The following is a 26,134-nucleotide window of genomic DNA, read 5'->3' as shown; positions in this document are numbered from 1 at the left end:
AACCAACTGGCCAGCAGCCGTTCCCTTATTAAGTGATCAGCGTGAATCCTGCTGACAGCAGTACACTCAAGAAAGGCGGGCCGAATCGATGGTCCGCATCGGTTATGGAGCAACCGCCATGGCAACTCGACCCTCTGTAATGATCGCCGGCTGCGGCGATGTCGGTATTCGCCTCGGCCTGCAGCTGAGCCGCGCGGGCTGGACGGTGTACGGTCTGCGCCGTCAGGCGGCGAGCCTGCCGGTACCGATCCTGCCGGTCCGAGGTGACCTCGCCTCGAGTGACGTGCCGCGTGGCTGGCCCAACGGCAAGCTGGACTACCTGGTGTATGCCGCCTCGGCCAACCAGCACGACGAGCCCGGTTATCGGCAGGCCTACGTCGAGGGCCTGCGCCATGCGCTTGGCTGGCTGGAGAAGCGTGGCCAGCGACCGAAGCGCGTTTTCTTTGTTTCCAGCACCGGTGTCTATGCGCAGAACGGGGGAGAGTGGATCGATGAGACTTCGGCCACCGAGCCCACCGGTTACACCGGCCAGGTCATGCTTGAAGCGGAACAGCTGGCGCTGGAATGCGGCTATCCGGCGACTCGGGTGCGCATGGCCGGGCTGTATGACCCGGTGCGACCGTGGATGCAGAACCAGGTGCGCTCGGGTCTGCGGGTCGAGCGCGATCCGCCGCAATACAGCAACCGCATTCATCGTGACGATGCGGCCGCATTGCTCGCCTGTCTGCTGCAGACCGATCTGGCCGGTGGCGATCTGGAGGATTGTTACCTCGGCGTGGATGACGACCCGGCTCCCCTTCACGAAGTGGTCGACTGGTTGCGCGAGCGGCTGGGTGTCACCCAATGGTCCGAACAGACGATGACCCGTCGCGCCGGCAGCAAACGGTGCAGCAACGCCCGCGCCCGTGCGCTTGGGTGGGTGCCGCAATATTCCAGCTATCGCAACGGCTACGCTTCCATACGCCCCGGCAAGGGCTGAGCGACCGCGGCGCCGGGCATGATGGCGCGGCGATAAGCCCGCGCCGAGCGGCGTCATTCACCTTTGGTTCGCGAGCAAGCTCGCTCCTACAGCAGCCAGAGGCATCGCTCATCAGTAGGAGCCAGCTCGCTCTCGGCACGGGCAAAGGCGGCGTGCGACGGTCGGCGGATCAGCCTCTACCGGCGCAAAAAAATGGCTGCGCCGTCGTCTTCGGCTCAGAACCGCGCATGACAGTCCGTCGGCGATTCGCCCGGTTCGTTGTCATCTGCCGCAACTCTGCCGCCATCGTGCTTACTAAAAATCTGATAGCACGCACGCCGTACACCCTGCCGCATGGCAGCAGTCGGGTCAGGAGCAGCTGCCGCATCGCGGCGAAATCATCAGGAAGAACCACCACGGCGGCGTTTTCGAACACCGAAGCAGGAGATTTTTCCAATGAGAGCCCTTCGCTGGCACGGCAAGCACGATATTCGCTGCGACAACCACGTACCCGACCCGTCGATTGAAGACCCCCGCGACGCCATCATCAAGGTGTCGTCCTGCGCCATCTGCGGCTCCGACTTGCACCTGTATGACGGCTTCATGCCCGGCATGCAGCACGGCGACATCATGGGCCACGAGTTCATGGGCGAGGTGATGGAGGTCGGCTCGGCGAACAAGAAGCTCAAGGTCGGCGACCGCGTGGTGGTGCCCTTCACCATCGTCTGTGGCGAGTGCGACCAGTGCCGGCGCGGCAATTTCTCGGTGTGCGAGCGCACCAACCGCAACAAGGACGTGGCCGACAAGGTGTTCGGCCATACCACCGCGGGGCTGTACGGATACACCCACCTCACCGGTGGCTATGCCGGCGGCCAGGCCGAATTCGTCCGCGTACCCTATGCCGATGTCGGCCCCGTCGTGGTGCCCGATGGCATGACCGACGAGCAGGTGCTATTTCTCGGCGACATCCTGCCCACCGGCTGGCAGGCTGCGGCTCAGTGTGACATCCAGCCCACCGACACAGTGGCCGTCTGGGGCGCCGGGCCCGTTGGCCAGTTCGCCATCCGCAGCGCGATCATGATGGGCGCCGAACAGGTCATCAGCATCGACAACGTGCCCGAGCGGCTGTCAATGGCCCGTGCCGGTGGCGCCATCACCATCAATTTCGACGAAGAAAGCGTGCTCGAGCGGCTCAAGGAACTGACCCGCGGCAAGGGGCCGGAAAAATGCATCGATTCGGTGGGCATGGAGGCACACGCCGCGCGCTCCATCGACTCCATGTACGACCGCGCCAAGCAGGCGCTGATGATGGAGAGTGACCGGCCGCACGTGCTGCGCGAAATGATCTATGTCTGCCGCCCGGCCGGCATTCTCTCCATTCCTGGCGTCTACGGCGGCCTGATCGACAAGATCCCCTTTGGCGCGGCGATGAACAAGGGCCTGACCTTCCGCATGGGGCAGACCCACGTCAACCGCTGGACCGATGATCTGCTCAAGCGCATTCAGGAAGGCCAGATTGACCCCTCGTTCGTCATTACCCACAGCGTCAGCCTCGAGCAGGGGCCGGAGATGTACAAGACCTTCCGCGACAAGCATGACGGCTGCATCAAGGTCGTTCTCAAACCCTGAGCCAGACCCTGTGAAAACGGCTGCGCTCGGCCACTGGTTGCCTGGTCATCGCTCGCGGCGTTTTCACAGGGCCCGAGAGTGCCGTGCTCGCCATCGGAGGCGGCTACTGAGGAGGAATTTTCATGAGCGTTCCCCATCGTGTTACCCGTACCAACCACTCCGCCCGTACGCTGGCGCGCGGCCTCGGCTGGTTCAGCATCGGGCTGGGTCTGGCCGAAGTGCTGATGCCGGGCAAGCTGGCCCGTTTTCTCGGCGTGCCCGACAACGAGGGCCTGATTCGCGCCTGCGGTGCGCGGGAAATCGCCACTGGCGTTGGCTTGTTGCTGACCGACGATCCCAAGCCGTGGATCTATGGCCGCATCGGCGGCGATGCGCTGGATCTAGTTGGCCTGGGCCTGAGTATTGAAAACGGTACTGAGCAGGTGAATGCGGCCATCGCCGCTGGCGCTGTGGCTGGCATTACCGCGCTGGATATTTCCTGTGCCAAAGCACTGGCAAGCGAAAGTCAGCTGGTCACTGAGTGGGATTACAGCGACCGCAGCGGCTTCCCGCAGGGCGCCGATGCCATGCGCGGCCGTGTCGAAGCAGAGTTTGCGGCCGGGCGGGCGGAGCCGAACGGGTATCCGGTGTCGACGTTGTTGCATTAGATCGAGGCTAGGCTGTCGCCAACTGGGCTAGGTCGGGTGTGGGTTGGACGTTTCGCTCATCGCCGTTGAAGCGAAACGTTCAGCCGATGCCTCTTCGCCTGTCGTGTAGCGATCCGCCTCCTGTCATGCGGTAAGCCATTTTTTGCTAAGGTCTGCTACCCCGCCTACACCCCCACCCTCCGGCGGTCACCACCCGATGAGAGTCCATGTCCGCCGTCGTTAACGTCGTCCTGCCGGTTTTTGCGCTGATCTTCCTCGGTTTTATATGCCGTCGCACAGGCCGCATGGGGCCGACGGGCGCCTCCGAGCTCAATCGTTTCGTGGTCTGGCTGGGGTTGCCGGCGCTGCTGTTCAGCGTGGTCGCCAACTCCACCTGGGAACAGCTCTGGCAGCCGGGCTTTATCACGGCGTTCTCGGTGGGCTGCCTTGGCGTATTCGGCTTTACGCTCGGTTATCGACTGTTGCAAAAGCAGCCGCTGGCCGATGCCAGTCTCGATGCACTTGGGGCGTCCTATGCGAACACCGGCTACATCGGCATTCCGCTGTGCATGCTGGTGCTGGGTGACGAAGCGCTGCAGCCGGCCATGGTGGCCTCGATCATCGTGGTGTGCGTGCTGTTTGCCATTGCTCTGGCATGCGTGGAGACCGGGTTGCACGCCGGGCAGGGCTTCAGCCGAACGCTGCGCAAGGTCAGCGTTGCACTGCTGCGTAACCCGCTGGTGGTGGCGCCGATGCTGGGTGGGTTATGGGCGGCGAGCGGGCTAGCCCTGCCGGTGCCGGTGGAGACACTGCTGAAGTTGCTGGGTGCGGCGGCGGCGCCCTGTGCGCTGGTTTCGCTGGGGTTGTTCCTCGCGCAGCCGCAGCCCGGCGGCAAGGTCAGCGGGGTATGGCCGCTGGTCACGCTGAAGCTGGTGGTACAGCCGCTGATCACCTGGTTCCTGGCTTTTCAGGTCTTCGAGCTGCCGACGCTATGGGCCTATTCGGCGCTGTTGCTCAGTGCGTTGCCCACCGGCACCGGGCCTTACATGCTCGCCGAATTCTATGGGCGCGAAGCGTCGCGGGTGTCGCGTGTGGTGCTGCTATCGACGCTCGGCTCGCTGATTACCCTATCTGCCTGCCTGGTGCTGCTGCCGGTGTAGGGTGGAAAACCGCCAAGCGTTTCCGCGTGGTGTCTGTAAAGGTGCCACAGGCCGCTTCAAGCAGCCGGACGGGTCACTTCCAGCACCACCGCAGCGATGCGGTCGCACTCGGTATAGGCGCCGTCGAGCAGCTCTTCACCGAAGACATCGGGATCGACTTCTCGATATCGCCATTCCAGCCCATGGCCTTCGAGGCGTTGCTCGATCTCGCGGCGGAACGGGTCCTGGTTGCCCTTCATCGCCACACCGGTATACAGCAGCAAGGTGCCGCATGGCGCGAGGCGCTGCAGCGCACCGTCGAAAATTGCCAGGGACAGCCCGGCGCCCAAGGGGCCACCACCGTGGCGATAGGCGCGCTCGTCCGGATCGACCAGATAAGGCGGGTTGGCCAGGATCAGGTCGAATTCGCCGTCGATATCATTGAGTAGATCGCTGTGGCGTGCCTTGAGGTTGTCGGCCCCGGCGAGTGCCGCGTTGGTGCGGGTCATGCGCAGCGCGGCCGGGTTGATGTCGACCGCCAGGACTTCTGCCTGCGGGCGCGCCAGGGCCGTGAGAATCGCCCCTGCACCCGAGCCGCAACCGATGTCCACCGCGCGCCCGATCTGCCCTTTGTGGTTGTTCAGGTGGGCCAGGATCGCATTGGCGAACCGATAGGTATCCGGGCCGAAGAACACCGCATCCGCTGCGTCGGTGGGGTAGGCCGAGTGCACGAACAGCTGGCCGTCGAGGCTCGACATTCGCACGCGGCTGCGCCAGCGGGAATCGCAGGGTGCAAGCACGCCGGCTTGATCCATCAGGCTGAAGATGGCGGGTGGCAGCAGCTCATGCTGGAAGGGTCGGCTCCAGCCAAACACGCCTTCCAGGTCGTTCGCCAACTGATTTTCCACCCGAGCATTGACCCGTTCATGGGTCAGTGGCGTGGGGGTGATGAAGTGGTAACCGCGCTCGCGCAGCGCCTGAGCCAGGTGCAGCAGCGCGCGGTCCTGGGCAGTTTCCGTGGTCATGTGAGATCCCTGGCGAATTCGCCTCAGTTGAACAATCCAGTAAAGATGCGGGTGGCCAGCAACCCTGCCGCGCTGTGATGGCGGGTCGGCGCCAGCAGCGGCAACAGGTGACGCATGCGCGCCTCGCGTGTCGGCAGCTGTGTCAGTTGTTGTTCGAGCAGCAAGGTTTCCTGATCGAAGTCGCTGACCGGCGTGTCCTGCTGCACCAGTGCCGGCTTTGCCGGCCGCTCGGCTGTCATTCGCCGGCGGCTGTTGAACGGCACCTGCCGTTGCGCCAACGATGGGTGCGGTTTGCCGCGGGTAGCCGGCTGCTCAGCGAGCCAGTCGCCGGCAATCCAATCGTAAATCAATTGCTGCTCGTGACCACTGAAAACCCCGAACATCGGCCCCTGTTCTCCGGTAATCAGCTGCCAGAAGCGGCTGTTTTGCGGATCTTCGTGGCGCTTGATCCAGCTGCGGCGTTGCAGCGTCTCGATGAATTGCGGGATCAGCTCGGGCTCGGCCAGCCACTGGTTCACGGTACGGCCGTCGAAGCGGCAGTAGTCGGAGTGCACGAACTGCCCAACGCCGGCCTTCTTTTCCAGCACCCGCATCACTTCCTGCTCGGGATCGAAGCCACCGATCACCGAAAGCGTGCTCGCACCGAGATCGTTGAGGCGATAGCCATTGATGACACGGCGATAGAACTCGTCGCCGTCGCCCACCTGGGGCCAGGCGGCGAGCAGGCCCTGAATGGCCTTCTTCGCATGGCCGTTGTCGGCGTTGTCGACCGTCACATGCAGGGTGAAGTAATAGGGGTCGATGCCTAGCTCGGTGAGTTCGTACGAACTGATCAAGAGATGCAGCGGAAGCTGCTCGTAGCCAAGATTGAAGCCGATCACCTCGGGCAGGAACTGCTCGGCGTGCTCGGCCAGTGCCAGCTGGATCGCCCCCTGAACAAAGTTGTCATCGTCCAGGTTCTGCCAGTCGTCGCAGCCCTGGCTGGCGAGCATCTTGCGGTACAGCACCACATGATTCTTTTCCGGCTGGCCTTCGCCCAGCTCTTCCAGATAAGTCTGGATCAGCGAGGTGAAGCGCGCGTCGTCCCAGCGTTGCAGCAGGCCATAGAGCCAGGCACCGTCGACCAGCTTGGTTGGCGCCACGCCGCGCAGAAAGTGCAGGGCATGGGCCTTACTGGTGAAATAGCGGCGTGGCCCGCCGGCGCGACGTTCGTCGAGGTAGGCCTGGTACTGACCGCCGATTTTGGCGGTATGCGCGTCCAGCCAGTCCCCAAGCCCGGCCGGATCTGGCGGCAGGTCGCAGGACAGCGCGGATGCGGCGTCCAGCTGGGCATTAAGGTAGTCAGCGGCGCGGTTACGCACGGCGGTATCATCGGGAGCGTCGAGCAGGGCAAAGTAAAGCGCCCTGGAAGGCGCTGCCACCTCGCATGTCACGGGCGTGGTGTCGACGGGCAGGCTTCGAGTCAGTTGCATAGATTCACACGGCGGCAGTGGGGAAATCCCCAGATGATTTTTTGGCCGTCATCAGCCCGGATTAGTTCAGCGTGTCTGCCGAATGGCCGGTCTTCTCGACAACACTGCATGCAACTTCTGCGATCGCGCGTCTTCCTAACCTATGGGGATGCCGAGCGGTGTCCGAATGTGCAACCAGACGGAGGTCCCATGAATCAATCCGAACGCGGCAAAGAGAACCTGGAAACGATCAACGATCGCAACGACGAGCGTGTCGACCAGGCGAGCAGAACCAGCAATGGCGAAGCCGCCGGAGGCGATCGCGACGACGTTCCAGGCGGTGCCTACAACGTCCCGCCGGGCATGGCTGACGATGTCAGTGAGGAAGAGGCGCTCAAGCGCAACAAGCAGGACCGCCCCGAGCGCTGATCAACGGCGGAGCGGAGGTCTGGCCCCGCTCCGCTAGCTGAAATAAAAGCTGGATAGCCCCTTAATTTATGCTGTGTTTCGGTCGCTTGCAGGCTGTAGGTACACCGCATGCCGTCATGCCGGGGAGCACGCTCTCTGCTGCAGTGCTGCGGAATAAAGGACTGCCAGAGCCTCGCCATGCGCCAACACAGCCGACTCACCTTTCGCCATCTCAGCCGTATTCAGGTCACCAATCGCCTCAGCGGCGACCCCATGGGCTACGTGGCCGACCTGTCGATGGGCGGGCTGCGCCTGGTCGCGAAGCAACCCCTGGGCGTGAACGGCTGCTACGAAATGTGCCTGCATGTGCCCACCGTAGGCGATCGAACCCGTGAAGTGCAGGTCGTGGTGCTGTGCCAGTGGGTTCGCAAGGATTCCCGCCGTGACAGTTTCGAAATGGGCTTCTCCCTGGACCGGCCGAGTGATGAATACACCCGGCTGATTGGTGAGCTGATGCCCAGGCGGCGCGACTAGCGATTCACCACCTTTGCCGGCAGCGCGATCACCAGCAGCGAGCCGAGCACCAGACACGCCGCGAAAAACCAGAGTGCCGCACCGCTTTCCCCGGTGAGGTCGAGCGTAACGCCGATCAGCGTATTGCTGACCAGTCCGGCGATGTTCGCCAGTGAGCAGGCCAGGGCAAAGCCGGTTGCCGCCGCGGTGCCGGTGAGAAAGGTGGCCGGCAGGCTGAAAAATACCGGAACCGCGCCAATGATCGCCGCCTGGGCGATGGAGAACAGCAGCACCGTTGCCATCACGTTGTCGGTGAATGCAGTACTGGTGGCCATGGCTGCGGCGCCGATCCAGAACGGCAGGATGATGTGCCAGCGCCGCTCGCGGAAGCGGTCGGAACTGGCGCCGAGCACCAGCATGCCAATCACCGCGGCAATGCTGGGCACTGCAGTCAGCAGGCCGATCTCTGAAACATCACTGACACCGGCATTGCGGATGAAGGTCGGCATCCAGAAGCCCAGCGCATAGGCGCTCAGCAGGATTGCGAAATCGATGCCACCGAGCATCCACACTTTGAGGTTGAAGAAGCCCTGACGAAAAGTTTCGCCGCTGGCCGGGCTCTGCGCCTCGTCGACGGCCAGGTCGCGCAATACCTGGCCCTGCTCAGTGATGTCCAGCCAGCCGGCGCGCTTCGGGCCGTCGGGCAGCAGGCGCAGCGCCAGCAGTCCGAGCAGCACGCTGGGAATGCCCTCGAGCAGGAACAGCCACTGCCAGCCGCGCAGGCCTTGAACCTGATCGAAGGCACCGAGAATCCAGCCGGACAAGGGCGCGCCGATCACGCTCGACAGCGGCAGGCCGATCATGAACAGCGCGATGATCCGCCCACGGCGGTAGGTCGGAAACCACAGCGTCAGGTAATAGAGCACACCCGGCAGAAAGCCCGCCTCGGCGATACCCAAGAGAAAACGCACCACATAAAACTGGTTAGGCGTGGTGACCGTCATGGTGCAGGCCGACAGCACGCCCCAGGTGATCATGATCCGCGCGATCCAGACCCGCGCGCCGACGCGCTTGAGGATCAGATTGCTGGGCACTTCGAAGAGGATGTAGCCGACGAAGAACAGGCCCGCCCCGAGGCCGAATGCCGCTTCGCTGAGCTGCAGTTGCTCGGCCATCTGCAACTTGGCGAAGCCGACATTGATGCGGTCCAGGTACGCCGCCAGGTAGCAGAAGCAGAGAAACGGGATCAGCCGCCAGGCAATCTTGCGATAGAGGCGCGGGTCGTTCGGCTCGCCGTGGGTAGCATGGGCGTCGGGCGCGGGCGCCTGGTGCATCGGTCGTCTCCGTGTTTGTTGTGCTCAAGCCGGCCTCGCATGTTAGTGGAGGCGGGCAGCCGAGTCAGAACTCTGACCCAAGACACACGGCAGAATGTTCCTCATCGCTTTTGCCGAGATCTCGGTTGGATCTTGTGCCGCAAAAGGCTAAGCGGCGCGAACTCGAGTCCCTCTGTTCCTGTCGCACCTGTTCGACCGGTGCTCTTCGGCGCCCCTGAAACGTGTCCGGCAACTCGCCACCCAACGGAGACAGGCATGACTTCACAGTGGATCGACATCCCCGCGCAAGACGGCAAGACCTTCAAAGGCTACCTGGCGCTGCCACCGGCCGGTCACGGCCCCGGCATCGTGCTGATTCAGGAAATCTTCGGTGTAAACGAGCACATCCAGTCGGTGGCCGATCAGTACGCCTCCGATGGTTACGTGGTGTTGGCGCCAGACTTGTTCTGGCGTAGCGAGCTGGGCGTCAAGCTCGGTTATGACGGCGACGACTGGGAGCGTGCCTTTGCCCTGATGAAGGCTCTGGACTTCGATCTCGCCATCGATGATCTGCGCCGCAGCGCCGAGCGGCTACGTGAGCGCGACGACTGCAATGGGCGCGTAGCCTCGGTGGGCTACTGCATGGGCGGCGTGCTGTCCTATCTGCTGGCGGCCAACTCGGGCGTCGATGCTGCGGTCTGCTACTACCCCGGCAGCATCGAGAAGCGTCTGGACCAGGCTGAGAAGATCGAATGTCCGACGCTGTTCCACTTCGCCGAAGAAGACGACCACATCGACAGCGACGCGGTCGCCGCCGTGCAGGAAAAGATGGCGCAGGTCGGTGGGGCCCAGATCGAGACCTACCCGGGCGTCGATCATGGCTTCAACTGCTGGGCGCGGCCAGCCTACAACCAGAACGCCGCCGCCCTGGCCCATGGGCGGAGTTTGGTGTTCCTGGCGGAGAATCTTTAAGCAGTCGAAGCGGCTTGTGTCCTCCCTGAAGCCACGAAGGGCCCATGATCGCGAGCAAGCTCGCTCCTACAAAAGCAGCCCGCTCCGAGGCGAACACCGCACCCGTAGGAGCCAGCCTGCTGGCGATCCCCCGGCCTCACGAGTCGCGGGGATCGCTGGCAGCCTGCCAGAACCGGGACCGATTAACCCAGCGTGCCGAGAATGTTCACCCCGACCCGATCCGGAATCTCGTTCTGCGATAGCACGTGCAGGCCTGGGCTGAATACCCGGGCGTAGCGCGACAGCAGCGGGCGCAGCTGTGGCATCACGGTAAGGATCGGTGGGTGGCCGTCCTTGCGCAGCTTTTCCTTCACCACCGGCATGCTGTTCTGCAGCTGGTTGAGCAGACTCGGCTCCACCGGAATGTTGTCCAGGCTCACCTGGCCGGCTTGCTGAGCAATCGCCAGGGCATTGAGCAGTGTGTTTTCCAGCGCGTTTTCCAGCACGAAGACCGCCAGTTCGCGACGATCACCGGCAATCATCGAAACGATGCTGCGGCGCAGGGCGTAACGCACGTCGGCCGCCAGCAGCACCGGATCCTTGGTGGTTTCGCTGCATTCGAGCAGGGTGCTGGCGATGGTTTCGATATCGCGCAGCGGCACTTCTTCCAACAGCAGCTGACGGTACACTCGCATCTGCTGGGTGTAGCTCAGCGCGTTCTTCAGGCTTTCGGCCAGTTTTGGTGCCTGCAGGGTGAGGCGCTGCATCAGGTGCTCGACATCGTCGTGCTTGAACAGGTCTGGCAGGTGCTCGCGCACCACCTTGTTCAGGTGCGTGGCGACCACGCTGGCGCAGTCGATGACCTGGTAGCCGAGGTTCAGCGCGCGCGACTTGTCCGACGGCTGAATCCACACGACCTGCATGCGATACGCGGGGTCGGTGCCGAGGATGCCGTCAATCTCGTCGTATAGCTCCGGCGACGGAATCGCCATCAGGCGGTCGGCGTGCAGTTCGGCGCCGTCGATCTTCTCGCCATTGATGTAGATGTCGTATTGCGACGCCTTGAGCCGCAAGCTGTCGCGGATCTGTACTTCGGGCAGCAGAAAGCCCAGGTGCTCGGACAACGTCTGGCGAACGCCTCGCACCCGCGCCGGCAGAGGTGCACCAGAAGCTTCGTTGACCAGCCCGACGAGCTTGTAACCGAGAGAAATGGACAGGCGTTCGACCAACGGGATGTCTTCCCATGCCAGCGACTGTGCCTTTTCCTTGTCCATCGCCTGGCCAATGGCCTGAATCTCCTTCAGGTCAGCGCCAGCAGCTGGCGGCTCGTGCAGGGACACTCGCCAGCCAATGAAACCGATCAGCGCGGCAAAACCGATAAACGCCAGGTGGGGCATGCCCGGCACCATGCCGAGTACGAAGAGGATGCCGGCCACGGTGTACAGCGAAGCCGGGTTGGCCAGCAGCTGGCGCTGGACCTGGCTGGTGATGTCGCTGGATTCGTTGATCCGGGTAACGATGATCGCCGCGGCGGTCGACAACAGCAGCGCCGGGATCTGCGCCACCAGGCCGTCACCAATGGTCAGCAGGGCGTACTGCTTGAAGGCTTCGCCGGCCGCCAGCTCATGGACGAACACACCGATGGCGAAGCCGCCGAAGAGGTTGATAAGCAGGATCAGGATGCCGGCGATGGCGTCGCCGCGAACGAACTTCGAGGCGCCGTCCATCGCGCCGTAGAAATCCGCTTCCTTGGCCACTTCCTGACGGCGGGCCTTGGCCTCTTCGTTGGTCACCAGACCCGCGTTGAGGTCGGCGTCGATGGCCATCTGCTTGCCGGGGAGGGCGTCCAGGGTGAAGCGTGCGGTCACTTCGGAGATCCGCTCGCCACCCTTGGTGATCACGATGAAGTTGATGATCATCAGGATGATGAACACCACCAAGCCGACGATGAAGTTGCCGCCGATGACCACCTCACCAAAGGCTTCAATCACCTTGCCCGCTGCGCCCGTGCCGGTATGACCTTCGAGCAGCACCACCCGCGTCGAGGCGACGTTCAATGTCAGGCGCATCAGCGTGGTGATCAGGATCACCGTCGGGAACAGCGAGAAATCCAGCGGACTTTTCGATGACACGCTGACCAGCAGCACCAAGATCGACATGGCGATGTTGAAGGTGAACAGCACGTCCAGCAGCTGCGGCGGCAGCGGCAGGATGATCATCGCCAGAATCGACAGGATGATCAGCGGGATCCCAATCCGACCGCTGCTGAAGGTCGGGGTCAGTTTCTGAATCAGGCTCATGATCGTGCTCGGTTGAACAGTTCTTCGGGAATATGAATGTCGCTGGCCAGCCTGGGCTTGGCCCGGCGACCCTGTTTCCAGGCTTTGAGCTGGAGGATGTAAGTCAGTACGTGGGCGACCGCGGTATAGAGCGGCGCCGGAATCTGCTGATTGACCTGGGTGCTGAAGTAGATCGCCCGCGCCAGCGGTGGCAGCTCGACCACTTCCAGATTGTTGGCCTGGGCCAGCTTGCGGATATACAGCGCGGTTTCATCGACACCACGCGCGATGACGAAGGGGGTTTCGGCCTTCTTTGGGTCGTACTTGAGCGCCACGGCGTAGTGCGTGGGGTTGACGATCACCACGTCGGCATCCTTGATCACCCGGCTGATCTGCCGCTGGGCCAGCTGGCGCTGCAGCTGCTTGATCCGCGCCTTCACTTCGGGGCGGCCTTCCTGGTTCTTGTGCTCTTCCTTGCGCTCCTGCTTGGTCATGCGCATCTTTTTCAGAAAGAAGAAGCGCTGCAGCGGGATATCGATTAGCGAGAACAGCAGGAAAACCATCAGCAACGCGATCGCCAGGTCGAACGTCAGCGAAAAGGCACTGCCTATGGCGTTGCTGATGTCGCTGCGTTGCAGGGCGATCAGCTTGGGCGCGGCGTAATAGAGCTGGCCGACGGCGACGCCCAGCAGGGCGGTGATCTTCAGCAGTGACTTGAGCAGCTCGGACCAGTTCTGCGCGCCCACCATTCGCCCCAGGCCGGTAATCGGGTTGAGCTTGCTGAACTTGGGTGCGAAGTTCTTCGAAGCGAACACCCAGCCGCCCGGGACCAGGGCGAAGGCGATCACCAGAATCGGTGTCACCAGCAACGGCAGCAGCACGCTGATGAATACCAGCAGGTTGTGGGTGAGGATCAGCTGCAGGTCATCGAGCGTCATCTCGCTGTGATGAAAGTTGATGTACGAGTAGCTGAACGCCTGTTGCAGGCCATCGAAAAAGAAACCAAAGCTGAACTTCAACACCAGCAGCGTCGCCAGCAACGAGACGGTGGTGGCGACGTCCTTGGAGCGGGTGACCTGGCCATCGTCGCGACTCTTCTTGAGTTTCTGCTCGGAGGCCTCTTCGGTTTTGTCCTGGGTGCTGTTCTCAGACATTGCGCCCACTCCGCAAAATCTCGCCGATGTTGCCCAGCAGTTCGCGGGTCAGGTGCAGGTAGGCTTCCGAGAGGTTGGGCAGGGTCAGGTAGATCAGCACCAGCCCGGCGATGATCGCCATGGGGAAGCCCAGCGAAAACAGGTTCATCGCCGGCGAAATGCGGTTGAGCAGGCCGAAGCAGAACTGCACCAGTGTCATGCAAAAGACGATGGGCAGGGCAATCAGCAGGGCGGCGGAAATCACCCAACTCAAAGACAGGGCGATGGTCTGCAGGCCATCGAAATGGATGCCGCTGCCGATCGGCCAGAAGATGAAGCTCTGGTAGATGATGGTGACGATCACCAGATGGCCGTCGGTGGCGAAGAACAGCAGCGCCAGCAGGATGAAATACAGCTGATAGATGATCGATGCAGAAGACACCCCGTTCATGGGGTCATTGAACACCGCCATGGACAGCCCTAGCTGAGTCGAGACGATGTCGCCGATCAGGGTGAACACCGTGAACACCAGCATCAGCGCCACGCCCAGCAGCAGGCCCATGGCGATCTGCTCCAGCGCCGTGAGGATGCCCTTCATCGACAGCGGGTCGATGGGCGCGGTGGCTGGCAGGGCGGCGGTGAGCACGACCGTCAGAGCCATGGCCAGCAGCACACGCACGCGGATGCTCAGCGATTTGTGGCTAAACATCGGCGCCAGACTGAACACGGCCATGATCCGGCAGAACGGCCACCAGTAGCCCAGCAACGACTGCAGGTACTGACCGGCCTGCATGATGGGTTCGTTGCCCACGGCTAACCGACCAGCCGCCCGGCTTGGGTGAAGGTTTCGATGAACAGGTCGCTGAAGGTGCGCAGAATCCAGTGCCCGGCAAACACCAGCATGCCGAGGGTGATCAGCAGACGGGGGAGGAAGCTCAACATCTGTTCGTTGATTTGGGTGGCTGCCTGGAAAATGCTGATCAGCAGGCCGCCGAGCAGGCTCGGCACCACCAGCACGCAGACCACCAGCACGATGACGTGGATGGCGTTGGAGACGATGTTGACGGCGGTGTCGGGGGTCAGCATGGGAGCACCTGGGAGGTGAGGGCTGGTTTGCAGCTCAGAGCTGCAGTGCTGCATCTTTGTAGGAGCGAGCTTGCTCGCGAAGCTTTTTGGCTTTGGCTTTGGCTTTGGCTTTGGCTTTGGCTTTGGCTTTGGCTTTGGCTTTGGCTTTGGCTTTGGCTTTGGCTTTGGCTTTGGCTTTGGCTTTGGCTTTGGCTTCGAGCGATACCTATTGCCGATGTGGGCTGAGGCAGTGGTTTCGCCCTGCTGGGCGAGTCCCTTTTGGCAGTCGCCCCAAAAGGAACCAAAAGGTCTTGCCCCTGCATCCGGGTCTCGCTGCGCTCGACTTCCCTCATTCCATCGCTGCTCCGAGGGTCGCCGCGCAAGGGCCATCCATGGCCCTTCACGGCTCTCGCGGCATCCATGCCGCTCGCCCCTCTACGCAGCGATTCCATTCGGCCTCCTAAAAGGGGCGATTCGGTGGTGTTTGATGGGCCGTGCAGCGAAGCGGTTTTGCGAGTTTCGGCCGATCGTAGGGTGGGTAACGCGAAGCTTACCCACCGCTTTTTGGAGGCGAAGTCTGATACCGAGCGACGTATCAATTGCGGTGGAAAATGCTTCGCAGTTTTCCACCCTACGAAGCCCGCCGAAGATTGAAGCGCTTTGTTGCTGTTGCCATTCAAGAACTTCCAGACGGCTCGGTCCCGAGTCCCCTTCAGGAGGCCGAGCGTAGGCGTTGCGTAGGGGGTCGCGAGGCATGGATGCCGAGCGAGGAGCGATGGGCCAGGGATGGCCCTTCGTGAGGGGACGCCCAGTCCGACCCCCGGAGCAGCGCCGGAGCGAGGGAAGTTTTGCGCAGTGAACCGGGGACGCCCAGTCCGGATGCAGGGGTGGCCTTCTTTTTGGTTACTTTTTCTTGGCCACACAAGAAAAAGTGACGCGCCGTGCAAGGCGCAACCTGTAGTCCCAGCCGAGGAAAGCGCGGCGTCGTGCATGAAGATCTGCGCCAGCGCCTGATCGCAAGAAAAGACTGGGCGTCCCATCACGCTGCTACGAGAAGCGATAGATCGTTCGGCCGCTGAGGCATAGGAGGAGCGATGACTCATCTCAGCGCCCCCTAAAACGGCTGAATACTGGTGGTCAGGGTCCCCATCAACAACGCCCACCCATCCACCAACACAAACACCATCAGCTTGAACGGCAGCGAAATCATCATCGGTGAGAGCATCATCATGCCCATCGCCATCAGCACGCTGGCGACCACCAGGTCGATCACCAGAAACGGCACGAAGATCATGAAGCCCAGCTGAAACGCCGTCTTCAGCTCGCTCAGCACGAACGCCGGCAGCAGCAGGGAAAAGTCCAGGTCGTCGAGGTTCTCCGGCACTTCCTCGCCGGCCAGCGACACCATGGTCTCCAGCGAGGTCTTGTTGGTCTGCGCCAGCATGAAACCAAAAAGGCTGGCTTTGGAAACGTCGAGCGCCTGTTCCAGGCTGATCTCGTCGTTCTGGAAGGGCTCGAAGGCGGCGCTATGAATCTCCTGCCATACCGGTCGCATCACCAGCAGCGTGACGATCAGCGCGATGCCGATCAGCACCTGATTTGGCGGGCTCTGCTGCAGGCCGATGGCTTGGCGCAGGATGGCCAGTACGATGATGAAGCGAGTGAAGCAGGTCATCATCATCAGCATCGCCGGCAGGAAGCCCAGCAGCGTCATGATGATCAGGATCTGCAGCTTGATGCTGAATTCCTGGCCGTTCTCCGTATCGTTCAGGTTGAACAGAGTGATTTCGCCGCCGGCAGCCTGTGCCGCCAGCGGGAACAGGCCGATCAGCAACAGGCACAGCAGCGACAGCCCGCGACGCAGGTTCATTGCGTCAGCGCATCCAGACCGACGCCAGACAGTTCGACGATGCGCAGGCCGTAGCTGCCATTCATCACCACCACCTCGGCCTTGGCGAACAGGGTGCCGTTGACCTTCACGTCCAGCGGCTCGCCGGCCACCTTGTCGAGGACGATGACGCTGCTGGTGTCGCACTCCATCAGCTCTTTCAGTGAAATTTCAGCCGACGCCACTTCCAGCGTGACGTTGACCGGAATCTTGCCGAAGAAGCTCAGGTCCTGACGCGGCGCCTGGGGCTGTGGGGCCGGTGCAACGGCCGGCTCATCGGTGGCGTCGAGGCTCAGGTCGCCCTCGTTGATGAGGTTCTCGAATTCGTTGTCTGACAGTTGACCGGTCATTGGGATTTCACGCTTTCAAGTGAAGTGAGGAACAAGGCGCCGTCTTCTTCGAAGACAGTCCCCCGGAAGAGCTTCTGCTGGTTGATGCGCACCTCGTAACGATCCAGGGGGCGCACCATGAGAATGTCGTTGAGCTGCAGGGCAAGCACTTGCGACAGTGGCATCTGTACCGAGGCGACCACGCAATCCAGCCGTACCGGCAGGTGTTTGATGTGATCAACCGGGTTGCCTGTCAGCCGAGCAGGTAACGGGCCGGCCAGGCGACTGGTCAGTTCATCGACCAGATCGGTGTCCAGATGAATGAAGATCGATGAACGGCTATTGGTCAGGTGGCTGATGTATTCGAACTCAGCAACATATTCCCAAGTTGTTTCTTCGTAATCGTTTTCATAGCGCTCAAGTTCGCCAAACGTATCGCCGGATAATATTGAACGCGCAAAGATATAAGTCAGATCAAGGCCCAGTCGATCACGCATCCGTTGTTCGGAGGTGCTGATCGGTGGTGCTTCCTGACTGGGCACTATGGTTCCGCCGTAATAGCACTCGAGTGCCTCGGTAAGCAGTGCCCGATCAATTGAGAAGCCAACTTTTCCCATCGGCGATCGATAAATGCACTCCGGCGCTTTGTTCGCCGGCTCTTGCACATCCACCTTGCTCAGCTCAAGGCTGATCCGGTAATTGCGCAAGAAGTAATCGCCCATCAAGCGTGGGTTCTTGTTGGTGGTTTCCTTGATGAACTGAGGAATCTTGTGGTGATGCCGGCCAAGCTTCTGCGGTTTCAAAACAGTCAGGCTTTGGGCGGGCACGCCATGGTGGACTTTTGAATTGCCAGACATGTTGTGAACGGTATTTCCTGGTTCTTGCACGGCGAGCACGGGCCTGTCGCGCGGGAATAAGCAGAAGAGTGTTTGGCCAGGGCGGGGTTGCGATGCCTGAGGTCACGGGCATGGCTCTAGCGTGCCGCCAGTCTAGGCTTGGGCGCGAGGAAGGATTAAATCAATAGGTATCAATTGATCTTTTTTGAGATCAGCTATGAGCAATTGATTTAATTTTAGCGGAACTGATTGGGCGGTTCCGGGCGGGCTTGTTAGCGTGCGCGCAATTGTTTCGAGGACAGTCGGTGTCGGATCCATCTCGTACGGCGAGTTGGACAGACAGGGCGACAAAAGTTCCAAAAGACTTAAATAATTTTTTCAGCGAATCCGGCGTTGTGTTCAAGCAAAAGCCTGACGGCGCCAAGGTGGTCACATTGAACAGTGTCAGTCATGCAATGAACTACTCCCGCGAAGAGCTATTCGCTCCAGCGCCGGCGCGCAAGAAAATCCTTATTGTCGGTAACCCCGCCCAAGCGGGTTGCGAGTTCCTTGAAGCAGGTTTGCGGAAGGAAGGTTGCGCGGTCTTTCTACATGCCGATCTAAATGATCTGGATAGTGCAGCCTTGAAAGGAGCGTCGCTGGTTTTCGTTGTGATCAGCGGCATTCAGCAGCCGGCCTTATATACGCAGATCGATTCACTTATTCGCCGTGGGCGCTCGGTCAGTGTTATTCCGGTCGTGCAGTATGCCGATCAGGAAAAGGCGGCCGCTTTACTTGAGCTGGGTTGTGTCGACTACTTGTTGTCGCCGTTCAGCGAAAGTCAATTAAGCGCGTTGTTGCGCCGCCAGGAATTCGCTGACGCCGCGCAGGAAAGTTTCGTCTCCTGTTCTCAGGCTGGCCGCCGCCTACTGGCCATGGCGCAGCGTGTATCGCTGACCCGAGCGCCGATCCTGATCACCGGTGAAACCGGCACCGGCAAGGAGCTAATGGCGCGTTACATCCATCGTTTCTCGGCCAGTGCCGATGCACCTTTCATCGCGGTGAATTGCGCCGCTATCCCTGAACAGATGCTCGAATCGATTCTATTCGGCCATGAAAAGGGCGCCTTTACCGGTGCAGTGACGGCCCAGCCAGGCAAATTCGAGCTGGCCAACGGCGGCACCTTGTTGCTCGATGAAATCGGTGAGCTACCGCTGGGGCTGCAAGCCAAGCTGCTGCGCGTTCTGCAGGAACAGCGCGTGGAGCGCCTCGGCGGGCGCAAGGAAATCGAACTCAACGTACGCATCATCGCCGCGACCAACCGCGATCTGCAGGCGGAAGTGGCGCAAGGGCGTTTCCGCGCCGACCTGATGTTCCGTCTCGACGTGCTGCCGCTGCACATCAGCCCGCTGCGTGAGCGCAAGGAAGACGTGCTGCCGCTGGCTCGCCGCTTCGTGGCCAAGTACGCGCCGCAGGAAGCCGACGAAGAACTGTTCACCAGCGATGCCTGCCGCGCCTTGCTGCAGCACGACTGGCCGGGCAATGCCCGCGAGCTGGAAAACACCGTGCAACGCGCTCTGGTGTTGCGCAATGGCCTGTTCATCCAGCCGCAGGATCTCGGGCTGGCCGCACCGCCTCAAGCCGAAGTGCGCAGCGAGCGGCTGCCGCTGCCCGCGGTCGAGTCCGGCAAAGCCGCCCTGCGCGCCAGCGGCAAGTGGGCCGAGTACCAGCACGTGATCGACACCATCCGCAAGTTCGATGGGCACAAGACCAAGGCGGCGGCCAGCCTCGGCATGACCTCACGCGCCTTGCGCTACCGCCTCAATGCCATGCGCGAGCAGGGCATCGAGCTGAATTTCTGAGTTTTACAAGGGAGAGCCAGCGATGAGTTCAATCACTCAGGTGCAGCAGGATCTGCTGGGCCGGATGCAGCAGCTTCAGGATGTCGCCAGTGGCACGACCATCAAACCGGCTGACCAGGCGGCGCCCGATGCAGGCGGGATGTTCATGGCGGCGATGCGTTCGGTCGATGCGCAGCAACATCAGGCTGGCGCTGCCATGGCCGCGGTGGACAGCGGCAAGAGCGACGATCTGGTGGGCGCCATGATCGACAGCCAGAAGGCCAGCGTGTCGTTTTCCGCGTTGCTGCAGGTGCGCAACAAACTGACCACGGCGTTTGACGACGTCATGAGAACGCCGCTTTGACCCGGCGTGAGAGCTAAGACGTGCTGCAGAAAATCAAAAGCAAACTGCCCGCCGGCGGCCTCCAACTCGACCCGCGGGTAACGCTCGCCGGCATGGCAGTCATTGCCGCCGCGCTGGCAGTCGCCGTGGCCTTCTACCTGTGGCGCGATAACGGATCGTTCCGTCCTCTGCATGGCGCCGGTGAGGCCTTTCCGGTCGCCGAGGTGATGCAGGTGCTCGATGCCGAGGCTGTGCAATACCGCATCCATCCGCAGAGTGGCCAAATTCTGGTGCGCGAGGATCAGCTGTCCCAGGCGCGCATGCTGCTCGCCGCCAAGGGCGTGAAAGTTGCCCTGCCGGCCGGCTACGAGCTGTTCGACAAGGAAGAGCCGTTGGGCACCAGCCAGTTCGTCCAGGACGTGCGTCTCAAGCGCAGCCTCGAAGGCGAGCTGGCGCGCACCGTGATGTCGCTCAAAGGCATTCAGCATGCCCGTGTGCACCTGGCGCAGGAGGAGAACAGCTCCTTCGTGGTCAGCAAGCGTGCGCCGAGCACGGCCTCGGTGATGCTGCAGTTGGAGCCCGGCTACAAGCTGGGCGCCGATCAGGTCAGTGCGATCCTCAATCTGGTTGCCGGCAGCGTGCCCAACCTCAAGCCCGAAGATGTTGGCGTGGTCGATCAATACGGCGCCCTGCTGTCGCGCGGCTTGAATGTCGGCGGTGGCCCGGCGCAGAACTGGGGTGCCGTGGAGGACTATCAGCAGAAGGCGGTGGCCAATATCGAAGAAGTGCTGGCGCCGGTACTGGGCAGCGGCAATTACCGCATCAGCGTCGCGGCCGATATCGATTTCAGCCAGAAGGAAGAGACGCTGCAGTCCTATGGCGAAACCCCGCGTCTGCGTCGCGAAGTGCTGAGTAACGAAAGCGCGCTCGATCAGCTGGCGCTCGGTGTGCCCGGCTCGCTGGCCAACCGGCCTGTCGCGCCCCCAAAGGAGGGCGAGGAGCCCAAGCCGGTCAAGGGCGAAACCAAGGGTGCGACCTCCCTGCGCGAGGAATCCACCCGTCAACTGGACTACGACCAGAGCGTGATCCATGTGAAGCATGCCGGTTTCACCCTGCGCCAGCAGAGCGTCGCGGTGGTGCTCAACGCCGCCGCCGCGCCGGAAGGCGGCTGGAGTGAAGAGGCCCGTACCGAGCTCGAAGCCATGGTACGCAGCGCCGTCGGCTTCAAGGAGGCGCGCGGCGACCTGCTGACCCTCAGCGTGCTGCCCTTCGCCGCAGTTGAAACCGTCACTGAAGAAGTGCCGTGGTGGGAAAACAGTCAAGTGCACGCCCTGGCCAAGCTCGGCGTGGCTGGCCTGATCGCACTGCTGCTGCTGTTGATCGTGGTACGTCCGGCTGTTCGCAGCCTGACCCAGCGCAACGCGCCAGGCGAAGCTGATCCGGTTGCACTGGAAGGCACCCTGGCGGCCGCGCCCGGGCCGCTGCCCATCGAGGCCGAGACCCGCGCGGCATTGGCCAGCCCACGGCCCAGTGGCGACGGCATCCATGTATTCGGCGAACTCAATCCGCTCTCGGAAATTCGCCTGCCAGCGCCCGGTTCGGGGCTGGAGCTACAGATCGAGCATCTGCAGATGCTTGCCAAGAACGACCCGGAGCGCGTTTCGGAAGTCATCAAGCATTGGATAGGCCGCAATGAAAGAGAACTCAACCCAGCCAGCTGAGTCGGCGACCGGCTCGAGCAAGGAAATCAAGGCGCGCCCGGTGCAGTTGCGCTCGGTGAGTTCGCTGGACCAGGCGGCCATCCTCATGCTGAGCATGGGCGATGACATTTCGGCCGGCATCCTGCGCAACTTCTCCCGCGAGGAAATCATCAGCATCAGCCAGGCGATGGCGCGTCTGTCCAACGTCAAGCAACCGATGGTCTCCGATGTGATCAGCCGCTTCTTCGATGACTACAAGGAGCAGAGCAGCATCAAGGGTGCGTCGCGCACCTACCTGTCCGGCATGCTCGGCAAGGCGTTGGGTGGCGACATCACCCGTTCGCTGCTCGACTCCATCTATGGCGAAGAAATTCGCGCCAAGATGGCCAAGATGGAGTGGCTGGACCCCAAGCAGTTCGCCGCGCTGATCGCCAAGGAGCACGCGCAGATGCAGGCGGTGTTCCTCGCCTTCCTGCCGCCTGGCATGGCCACCGACGTGCTCGAGTGCATGCCGGCCGAGCGTCAGGACGAGCTGTTGTACCGCATCGCCAACCTGAGCGAGGTCAACAGCGACGTGATCGCCGAGCTGGAGCAGCTCATCGATCGCAGTCTGCAAGTGCTCACGAATCAGGGTTCACAGGTGCGTGGCGTGAAGCAGGCCGCAGACATCATGAACCGGTTCAAGGGCAACCGAGACCAGATGTTCGAACTGCTGCGCGCGCACAACGAAGAACTGGTCGGCAAGATCGAAGATGAAATGTACGACTTCTTCATTCTGTCCCGGCAGAACCAGGATGTGCTGCAAACGCTGCTTGAAGTGATCCCGCTGGAAGAGTGGGTGGTTGCGCTCAAGGGCGCCGAGCCGGCGCTGGTGAATGCCATCCAGGGGGCGCTGCCCAAGCGCCAGGCGCAGCAGATGGAGTCGATCAACCGTCGCCAGGGCCCAGTGCCGCTGTCGCGGGTGGAGCAGGTGCGCAAGGACATCATGGCCGTGGTCCGGGACATGTCCAACGAAGGCGACCTGCAGGTTCAGCTGTTCCGCGAACAGACCGTCGAGTAAGCGCCGATGAGCATCAAGATCATCAAGGGTGAAGGTCGCTCCTGGCGGCCGTTCCGCTTCCCGCCTCGCGTGCGCACCGCCTCTGAACTGGCCGACAGCGTGGCCGGTGACCCGGCGGCGCTGCAGCGCGCCGTTGCCGATGGCTTTCAGGAAGGCATCGACAAGGGCTACGAGCAGGGCCTCGAGCAGGGTCGTGAAGCCGGACATCGCGAAGGTTTCGAGCGCGGTGTCGAGGACGGCAAGACGATCGGTCGTGAAGAAGGCCGTGTCATGGGACGTCGCGCATTCGACGAAGCGGCCCGGCCGCTGGATGAACTGGTCGAGCGTTTCGAGCACTTCCGGCAGGAATTTGAACAGGCGCGTCGCGAGCAACTGCTGGAGCTGGTGCAGAAAGTCTCCAAGCAGGTGATTCGCTGCGAACTGACCCTGCATCCGACGCAATTGTTGACCCTGGCTGAAGAAGCTCTGGCGGCCATGCCGGGTGATCAGGAAGACGTGCGCATTCTGTTCAACCCCGAGGAATGCGCCCGGATCAAGGAGCTGGCGCCCGAGCGTGCGGCGAACTGGCGTCTGGTCCCGGATGAGAAGCTGGCGCTCGGCGAGTGTCGTGTGATCACGGCGCAGGCTGAAGCCGATATCGGCTGCCAGCAGCGCCTGGATTCATGCATGGATACGCTGGGCGAGCACATCAGGGCGGAAGCCTGAGATGTCCCTGCGCGAGAGCTTCAGGCTCGACGAGGCGTTGCGCTCGCTGGACACGGTGCAGCTGGCGAAGGTCAGCGGCCGGCTGGTGCGCGTTTCCGGCATGCTGCTGGAAAGCCTCGGCTGCCAGCGCATGACCGGCCAGCGCTGCTTCGTCGAACAGGGCGACGGCAGCATGCTCGAAGCGCAGGTGGTGGGCTTCAACCGCGACATCACCTACCTGATGCCCTTCAAGAAACCGGTGGGGCTGACGGCCGGATCGCGCGTATTCCCGGCGCCGGATGATGCCAAGCTGCATATCGACGAATCCTGGCTGGGACGCGTAGTCAACGGGCTCGGTGAGCCGCTGGACGAAATGGGCAAGCTCAGCGGGCGCGATCCGCTGCCCACCGAGCTGCCTTCGGTCAATCCGCTCAAGCGCAAGCCGGTCAGTGAACCGCTGGACGTCGGCGTGCGGGCGATCAATTCCATGCTCACCCTCGGCAAGGGCCAGCGCGTCGGCCTGTTCGCCGGTTCCGGTGTGGGCAAGAGCGTGCTGCTGGGCATGATCACGCGCCAGACCAAGGCTGACGTCGTGGTGGTCGGGCTGATCGGTGAGCGCGGGCGCGAGGTGCAGGAGTTCCTGCTGCATTCGCTGGGTGAAGAGGGCCTGAAGAAGGCCGTCGTGGTGGTGGCGCCGGCCAACGAATCGCCGCTGATGCGTCTCAAGGCCACCGAGCTTTGCCACAGCATCGCCGCTTATTTCCGCGACCAGGGCAACGATGTGTTGTTGCTGGTCGATTCGCTGACCCGCTACGCCATGGCCCAGCGAGAAATTGCCCTGGCCCTCGGCGAGCCGCCAGCGACCAAGGGCTATCCGCCGTCTGTGTTCGGCATGCTGCCGGAGTTGGTCGAAAGCGCCGGCAATGGTGCCAACGACAACGGCAGCCTCAGTGCGCTGTACACCGTTCTCGCCGAAGGCGACGACCAGCAGGACCCGATCGTCGATTGCGCGCGTGCAATTCTCGATGGCCACATCGTGTTGTCGCGTCGATTGGCGGACGCCGGGCATTACCCGGCCATCGACATCTGCGCTTCGGTCAGCCGATGCATGAGTCAGGTCGGCCAGCCGCCGCACCTGGGCGCGGCGCGGCAGCTCAAGGAGTTCTACAGCACTTACGAGAAGATCAAGGAGCTGATCCCGCTGGGTGGCTACAGCCCCGGCGCAGACATCAAGACCGACCGCGCCGTGCAGCTTGCACCCACCATCGAACGCTTTCTGCGCCAAGAAGTGGGCGAGGCGGCGGAGCTGGAAACCAGTCTCACCATCCTGCAAAGCATCATCAGGAAGCCATGAAGCAGCAGATCGAAACGCTCACGCGCCTGGCCAGCCTGCGCGGCAACCGGGTCAAGCAGATGCTCGGGCAGGTTCAGTACCAGCAGAACCTCTGCCAGCGCTATCGCAACAACATCACCGGTCTCAGCCGCCTGTGCGGCTTCTCCGTGCCGATGAGCACGCCGCTGCAGCGCGACAATCAGCAGCGCTACAAGGCCACGCTGTACAAGATGGTCGAGCTGCAGCGGCGCGAACTGGCCGTGGCCGAGCAGGCCCTGGTGCGTATTCAGCAGGAGCTGCTGCAGGCCATGCGCAGCGAGAAGGTGGTTGAGCATGTGATCGACGCCAAGATGCAGCAGTGGCAGCAGCTGCTCATGGCGCAGGAACAGAAAATTCAGGACGGTCTGGCCGCGCAGACCTGGTGGCGCAATCAGATCGCCTGAGTAGGAGTGCCTGAACACGGCGCTTGGAAACGGCGTCAGGCGGCCCGCCTGTCAGCCCTAGCAAAAAAACATTTAAGGTTTGCGCCTTAGCGGTCGCTTGTTTGGCAGTAACCACTGAGTTGGAACGAAATCATGGAAATCAGCCGGCAGTTCAAGCCCGCCATTGCAATGCCCACCGAGACCGCTTCGGCGCGTCCGGCCAGTGCGCGCCCCACGGCCCAGCCTGCTGCGCGTCCGGCCACAAGCCTGCCGCTGGAGCAGATGCACGACGCCCTGCGCGCCATGCCCGAGGTCGATCTGGACCGGGTGGCGGCCATCAAGCAAGCGCTGCAGCGCGGCGAGATCTCTACCGACGTGGGTGATCTGGCCAGCAGCATGCTCAGCTACCACCGCGGAAACGATGCGTGAGCCAGCGCGATAAGCTGCTGGCAGTCGTCGATGACGATCTCCAGCAGGATTGCGGCGATTACCTCGCCTTGCGCGAGCTGATGCAGGCGCTCTACGGACGTCTGCTCGAGCGCGACGTGCCGGAGATCGACCGCATCAACCTGCAGATCACCGTGCGTGTCGAAGCCATCGCCGCGCGCGCCCAGCGACGCAGCAAGGTGCTCGCGGCTTTCGGTCTGGAAACCTCGGGTGTTGGCATGCGCCGCCTGCTGTCCAGCTGCACGGGTGAGCGCGGTGACTCCCTTCAGCAGCATTGGCGGCAAGTCGGTGATCTCGCTGTGCAATGTCAGCAATTCAACGAGCACAACGGCAAGCTGCTCGCCATGCATCACGACATTCTTCAGCAGCTGCTCGCCGGTGGGCAGGATGCGCGGCTGTATTCGCCGCAGGCCTATTGAGGCGCAAAGACATTCGTCCGCGCTTCTGCGGATTCTCAGCTCCCGTTAGTGGCTTCAGCCACAGCTCCCTTCAGCCGTACGCCACTGCGATCCACACCACGACAGCGTGTAAGAGGCGCCTTGCCGCGACAGGCCTATCGTCGCCATCAAGGAATTAATCCTTTTCGGTTTGGCCTTTAACTACCTCACTGTTGACGTCGCCTTTACAGACAGATGCTCCGCCCGCGTCGAGGCGGAAACGGCACTTCCCCGTTTCCTGGTCCTGTCACGTTGCGGAAGCCTTTTTTCTGCATGCCGTTTGCTGGAAGGCCCATATCGCGGGCGTTTCAGACCTGGCATGCAATCTGCTCTAGAAACAACAAG

26 protein-coding genes are annotated in these 26,134 nt (G+C 62.2%); 16 read left to right on the top strand and 10 right to left on the bottom strand.

What is annotated here, in order from left to right; genetic code table 11:
• The first annotated feature begins 118 nt into the window (after nucleotides 1-118).
• The 4 genes from ALTERO38_RS19375 (at nucleotide 119) to ALTERO38_RS19360 (ending at nucleotide 4,373) form a co-directional block, all read left to right on the top strand.
• Nucleotides 119-979, top strand: coding sequence for an SDR family NAD(P)-dependent oxidoreductase (locus ALTERO38_RS19375; protein ID WP_159969373.1), 861 nt, complete (start codon nucleotides 119-121; stop codon nucleotides 977-979).
• A gap of 435 nt (nucleotides 980-1,414) precedes the next feature.
• Nucleotides 1,415-2,587 carry a zinc-dependent alcohol dehydrogenase gene (locus ALTERO38_RS19370; protein WP_102837171.1) on the top strand — a complete coding sequence of 391 codons (1,173 nt, stop codon included), beginning with the start codon at nucleotides 1,415-1,417 and terminating at the stop codon, nucleotides 2,585-2,587.
• 122 nt (nucleotides 2,588-2,709) lie between these two features.
• The gene (locus tag ALTERO38_RS19365; protein ID WP_102837170.1) at nucleotides 2,710-3,234 is read left to right on the top strand and encodes a transcriptional regulator; all 525 of its coding nucleotides are present in this window, start codon (nucleotides 2,710-2,712) and stop codon (nucleotides 3,232-3,234) included.
• A 206-nt stretch (nucleotides 3,235-3,440) separates the two neighbouring features.
• Entirely contained in the window at nucleotides 3,441-4,373 is a 933-nt protein-coding gene (locus ALTERO38_RS19360) for an AEC family transporter (RefSeq protein WP_159969372.1), read from the top strand.
• Nucleotides 4,374-4,429: 56 nt separating this feature from the next.
• On the opposite strand, the gene ALTERO38_RS19355 is transcribed toward ALTERO38_RS19360, so the two are convergent.
• Nucleotides 4,430-5,377 carry a methyltransferase gene (locus ALTERO38_RS19355; RefSeq protein ID WP_159969371.1) on the bottom strand — a complete coding sequence of 316 codons (948 nt, stop codon included), beginning with the start codon at nucleotides 5,375-5,377 and terminating at the stop codon, nucleotides 4,430-4,432.
• A 23-nt stretch (nucleotides 5,378-5,400) separates the two neighbouring features.
• Nucleotides 5,401-6,849: an iron-containing redox enzyme family protein gene (locus ALTERO38_RS19350; RefSeq protein ID WP_159969370.1), complete on the bottom strand. Its 1,449-nt coding sequence runs from the start codon at nucleotides 6,847-6,849 to the stop codon at nucleotides 5,401-5,403.
• Nucleotides 6,850-7,038: 189 nt separating this feature from the next.
• Between ALTERO38_RS19350 and ALTERO38_RS19345 the strand changes: the two genes are divergently transcribed.
• Both ALTERO38_RS19345 and ALTERO38_RS19340 read left to right on the top strand, forming a co-directional pair.
• Nucleotides 7,039-7,257: a hypothetical protein gene (locus ALTERO38_RS19345; RefSeq protein WP_102837166.1), complete on the top strand. Its 219-nt coding sequence runs from the start codon at nucleotides 7,039-7,041 to the stop codon at nucleotides 7,255-7,257.
• 177 nt (nucleotides 7,258-7,434) lie between these two features.
• On the top strand, nucleotides 7,435-7,770 hold the full coding sequence (locus ALTERO38_RS19340) for a PilZ domain-containing protein (protein WP_102837165.1): 336 nt from the start codon (nucleotides 7,435-7,437) through the stop codon (nucleotides 7,768-7,770).
• Here the strand turns inward: ALTERO38_RS19340 and ALTERO38_RS19335 are convergent.
• A complete protein-coding gene (locus ALTERO38_RS19335) occupies nucleotides 7,767-9,083 on the bottom strand; it encodes an MFS transporter (protein WP_159969369.1) in 1,317 nt (438 codons plus the stop codon). The two genes, ALTERO38_RS19340 and ALTERO38_RS19335, sit on opposite strands and share 4 nt — an antisense overlap.
• A gap of 255 nt (nucleotides 9,084-9,338) precedes the next feature.
• Between ALTERO38_RS19335 and ALTERO38_RS19330 the strand changes: the two genes are divergently transcribed.
• A complete protein-coding gene (locus ALTERO38_RS19330; protein WP_159969368.1) occupies nucleotides 9,339-10,034 on the top strand; it encodes a dienelactone hydrolase family protein in 696 nt (231 codons plus the stop codon).
• Nucleotides 10,035-10,216: 182 nt separating this feature from the next.
• Here the strand turns inward: ALTERO38_RS19330 and flhA are convergent, their stop codons facing one another.
• The 7 genes from flhA to ALTERO38_RS19295 form a co-directional block, all read right to left on the bottom strand.
• A complete protein-coding gene (gene flhA / locus ALTERO38_RS19325) occupies nucleotides 10,217-12,313 on the bottom strand; it encodes a flagellar biosynthesis protein FlhA (RefSeq protein ID WP_159969367.1) in 2,097 nt (698 codons plus the stop codon).
• Nucleotides 12,310-13,446, bottom strand: a complete 1,137-nt coding sequence (flhB, locus tag ALTERO38_RS19320) for a flagellar biosynthesis protein FlhB (protein ID WP_159969366.1) — start codon at nucleotides 13,444-13,446, stop codon at nucleotides 12,310-12,312. Before flhB ends, flhA begins: the two co-directional genes overlap by 4 nt.
• The gene (gene fliR / locus ALTERO38_RS19315) at nucleotides 13,439-14,218 is read right to left on the bottom strand and encodes a flagellar biosynthetic protein FliR (protein ID WP_159969365.1); all 780 of its coding nucleotides are present in this window, start codon (nucleotides 14,216-14,218) and stop codon (nucleotides 13,439-13,441) included. The genes flhB and fliR overlap by 8 nt, the downstream gene beginning before the upstream one ends.
• 20 nt (nucleotides 14,219-14,238) lie before the next feature.
• Nucleotides 14,239-14,511, bottom strand: a complete 273-nt coding sequence (locus ALTERO38_RS19310) for a flagellar biosynthetic protein FliQ (protein ID WP_019342009.1) — start codon at nucleotides 14,509-14,511, stop codon at nucleotides 14,239-14,241.
• Between the two features lie 1,093 nt (nucleotides 14,512-15,604).
• Nucleotides 15,605-16,360 carry a flagellar type III secretion system pore protein FliP gene (gene fliP / locus ALTERO38_RS19305; RefSeq protein ID WP_159969363.1) on the bottom strand — a complete coding sequence of 252 codons (756 nt, stop codon included), beginning with the start codon at nucleotides 16,358-16,360 and terminating at the stop codon, nucleotides 15,605-15,607.
• A complete protein-coding gene (gene fliN, locus ALTERO38_RS19300; protein ID WP_159969362.1) occupies nucleotides 16,357-16,728 on the bottom strand; it encodes a flagellar motor switch protein FliN in 372 nt (123 codons plus the stop codon). The genes fliP and fliN overlap by 4 nt, the downstream gene beginning before the upstream one ends.
• Nucleotides 16,725-17,564, bottom strand: coding sequence for a FliM/FliN family flagellar motor C-terminal domain-containing protein (locus ALTERO38_RS19295; protein WP_102837157.1), 840 nt, complete (start codon nucleotides 17,562-17,564; stop codon nucleotides 16,725-16,727). Before ALTERO38_RS19295 ends, fliN begins: the two co-directional genes overlap by 4 nt.
• Nucleotides 17,565-17,998: 434 nt before the next feature.
• On the opposite strand from ALTERO38_RS19295, the gene ALTERO38_RS19290 reads away from it, so the two are divergent.
• The 9 genes from ALTERO38_RS19290 to flgN all read left to right on the top strand — a co-directional run bounded on the left by ALTERO38_RS19290 (nucleotide 17,999) and on the right by flgN (nucleotide 25,771).
• Nucleotides 17,999-19,384 carry a sigma-54 dependent transcriptional regulator gene (locus ALTERO38_RS19290; protein ID WP_148925987.1) on the top strand — a complete coding sequence of 462 codons (1,386 nt, stop codon included), beginning with the start codon at nucleotides 17,999-18,001 and terminating at the stop codon, nucleotides 19,382-19,384.
• A 22-nt stretch (nucleotides 19,385-19,406) separates the two neighbouring features.
• Nucleotides 19,407-19,727, top strand: a complete 321-nt coding sequence (locus ALTERO38_RS19285) for a flagellar hook-basal body complex protein FliE (RefSeq protein WP_102837156.1) — start codon at nucleotides 19,407-19,409, stop codon at nucleotides 19,725-19,727.
• Nucleotides 19,728-19,747: 20 nt separating this feature from the next.
• Nucleotides 19,748-21,427: a flagellar basal-body MS-ring/collar protein FliF gene (gene fliF, locus ALTERO38_RS19280; protein ID WP_159969361.1), complete on the top strand. Its 1,680-nt coding sequence runs from the start codon at nucleotides 19,748-19,750 to the stop codon at nucleotides 21,425-21,427.
• On the top strand, nucleotides 21,399-22,466 hold the full coding sequence (locus tag ALTERO38_RS19275) for a FliG C-terminal domain-containing protein (RefSeq protein ID WP_102837154.1): 1,068 nt from the start codon (nucleotides 21,399-21,401) through the stop codon (nucleotides 22,464-22,466). The genes fliF and ALTERO38_RS19275 overlap by 29 nt, the downstream gene beginning before the upstream one ends.
• Before the next feature lie 6 nt (nucleotides 22,467-22,472).
• Nucleotides 22,473-23,171, top strand: a complete 699-nt coding sequence (gene fliH / locus ALTERO38_RS19270) for a flagellar assembly protein FliH (RefSeq protein WP_159969360.1) — start codon at nucleotides 22,473-22,475, stop codon at nucleotides 23,169-23,171.
• A gap of 1 nt (nucleotide 23,172) precedes the next feature.
• Complete coding sequence (gene fliI / locus ALTERO38_RS19265) at nucleotides 23,173-24,504, top strand: flagellar protein export ATPase FliI (protein ID WP_159969359.1); 1,332 nt, start codon at nucleotides 23,173-23,175, stop codon at nucleotides 24,502-24,504.
• Nucleotides 24,501-24,926 carry a flagellar FliJ family protein gene (locus tag ALTERO38_RS19260; protein ID WP_064481202.1) on the top strand — a complete coding sequence of 142 codons (426 nt, stop codon included), beginning with the start codon at nucleotides 24,501-24,503 and terminating at the stop codon, nucleotides 24,924-24,926. Before fliI ends, ALTERO38_RS19260 begins: the two co-directional genes overlap by 4 nt.
• 132 nt (nucleotides 24,927-25,058) lie before the next feature.
• Nucleotides 25,059-25,334, top strand: coding sequence for a flagellar biosynthesis anti-sigma factor FlgM (gene flgM, locus ALTERO38_RS19255; RefSeq protein ID WP_102837150.1), 276 nt, complete (start codon nucleotides 25,059-25,061; stop codon nucleotides 25,332-25,334).
• Nucleotides 25,331-25,771: a flagellar protein FlgN gene (gene flgN / locus ALTERO38_RS19250; protein WP_148925830.1), complete on the top strand. Its 441-nt coding sequence runs from the start codon at nucleotides 25,331-25,333 to the stop codon at nucleotides 25,769-25,771. Before flgM ends, flgN begins: the two co-directional genes overlap by 4 nt.
• The last annotated feature ends 363 nt before the right edge of the window (nucleotides 25,772-26,134 follow it).

Origin of the sequence: Pseudomonas sp. 9Ag (assembly GCF_902506445.1) — a bacterium.
GTDB lineage: Bacteria > Pseudomonadota > Gammaproteobacteria > Pseudomonadales > Pseudomonadaceae > Stutzerimonas > Stutzerimonas stutzeri_AB.
The sequence above is the reverse complement of the archived record's forward strand: the minus strand, read 5'-3'. Positions and strand labels throughout refer to the sequence as shown.

Coding starts and splice junctions, on each gene's coding strand:
- ALTERO38_RS19375 (WP_159969373.1), top strand. CDS start 119: ATGGCAACTCGACCCTCTGTAATGATCGCCGGCTGCGGCGATGTCGGT.
- ALTERO38_RS19370 (WP_102837171.1), top strand. CDS start 1,415: ATGAGAGCCCTTCGCTGGCACGGCAAGCACGATATTCGCTGCGACAAC.
- ALTERO38_RS19365 (WP_102837170.1), top strand. CDS start 2,710: ATGAGCGTTCCCCATCGTGTTACCCGTACCAACCACTCCGCCCGTACG.
- ALTERO38_RS19360 (WP_159969372.1), top strand. CDS start 3,441: ATGTCCGCCGTCGTTAACGTCGTCCTGCCGGTTTTTGCGCTGATCTTC.
- ALTERO38_RS19355 (WP_159969371.1), bottom strand. CDS start 5,377: ATGACCACGGAAACTGCCCAGGACCGCGCGCTGCTGCACCTGGCTCAG.
- ALTERO38_RS19350 (WP_159969370.1), bottom strand. CDS start 6,849: ATGCAACTGACTCGAAGCCTGCCCGTCGACACCACGCCCGTGACATGC.
- ALTERO38_RS19345 (WP_102837166.1), top strand. CDS start 7,039: ATGAATCAATCCGAACGCGGCAAAGAGAACCTGGAAACGATCAACGAT.
- ALTERO38_RS19340 (WP_102837165.1), top strand. CDS start 7,435: ATGCGCCAACACAGCCGACTCACCTTTCGCCATCTCAGCCGTATTCAG.
- ALTERO38_RS19335 (WP_159969369.1), bottom strand. CDS start 9,083: ATGCACCAGGCGCCCGCGCCCGACGCCCATGCTACCCACGGCGAGCCG.
- ALTERO38_RS19330 (WP_159969368.1), top strand. CDS start 9,339: ATGACTTCACAGTGGATCGACATCCCCGCGCAAGACGGCAAGACCTTC.
- flhA (WP_159969367.1), bottom strand. CDS start 12,313: ATGAGCCTGATTCAGAAACTGACCCCGACCTTCAGCAGCGGTCGGATT.
- flhB (WP_159969366.1), bottom strand. CDS start 13,446: ATGTCTGAGAACAGCACCCAGGACAAAACCGAAGAGGCCTCCGAGCAG.
- fliR (WP_159969365.1), bottom strand. CDS start 14,218: ATGCAGGCCGGTCAGTACCTGCAGTCGTTGCTGGGCTACTGGTGGCCG.
- ALTERO38_RS19310 (WP_019342009.1), bottom strand. CDS start 14,511: ATGCTGACCCCCGACACCGCCGTCAACATCGTCTCCAACGCCATCCAC.
- fliP (WP_159969363.1), bottom strand. CDS start 16,360: ATGAACCTGCGTCGCGGGCTGTCGCTGCTGTGCCTGTTGCTGATCGGC.
- fliN (WP_159969362.1), bottom strand. CDS start 16,728: ATGACCGGTCAACTGTCAGACAACGAATTCGAGAACCTCATCAACGAG.
- ALTERO38_RS19295 (WP_102837157.1), bottom strand. CDS start 17,564: ATGTCTGGCAATTCAAAAGTCCACCATGGCGTGCCCGCCCAAAGCCTG.
- ALTERO38_RS19290 (WP_148925987.1), top strand. CDS start 17,999: ATGAACTACTCCCGCGAAGAGCTATTCGCTCCAGCGCCGGCGCGCAAG.
- ALTERO38_RS19285 (WP_102837156.1), top strand. CDS start 19,407: ATGAGTTCAATCACTCAGGTGCAGCAGGATCTGCTGGGCCGGATGCAG.
- ALTERO38_RS19275 (WP_102837154.1), top strand. CDS start 21,399: ATGAAAGAGAACTCAACCCAGCCAGCTGAGTCGGCGACCGGCTCGAGC.
- fliH (WP_159969360.1), top strand. CDS start 22,473: ATGAGCATCAAGATCATCAAGGGTGAAGGTCGCTCCTGGCGGCCGTTC.
- fliI (WP_159969359.1), top strand. CDS start 23,173: ATGTCCCTGCGCGAGAGCTTCAGGCTCGACGAGGCGTTGCGCTCGCTG.
- ALTERO38_RS19260 (WP_064481202.1), top strand. CDS start 24,501: ATGAAGCAGCAGATCGAAACGCTCACGCGCCTGGCCAGCCTGCGCGGC.
- flgM (WP_102837150.1), top strand. CDS start 25,059: ATGGAAATCAGCCGGCAGTTCAAGCCCGCCATTGCAATGCCCACCGAG.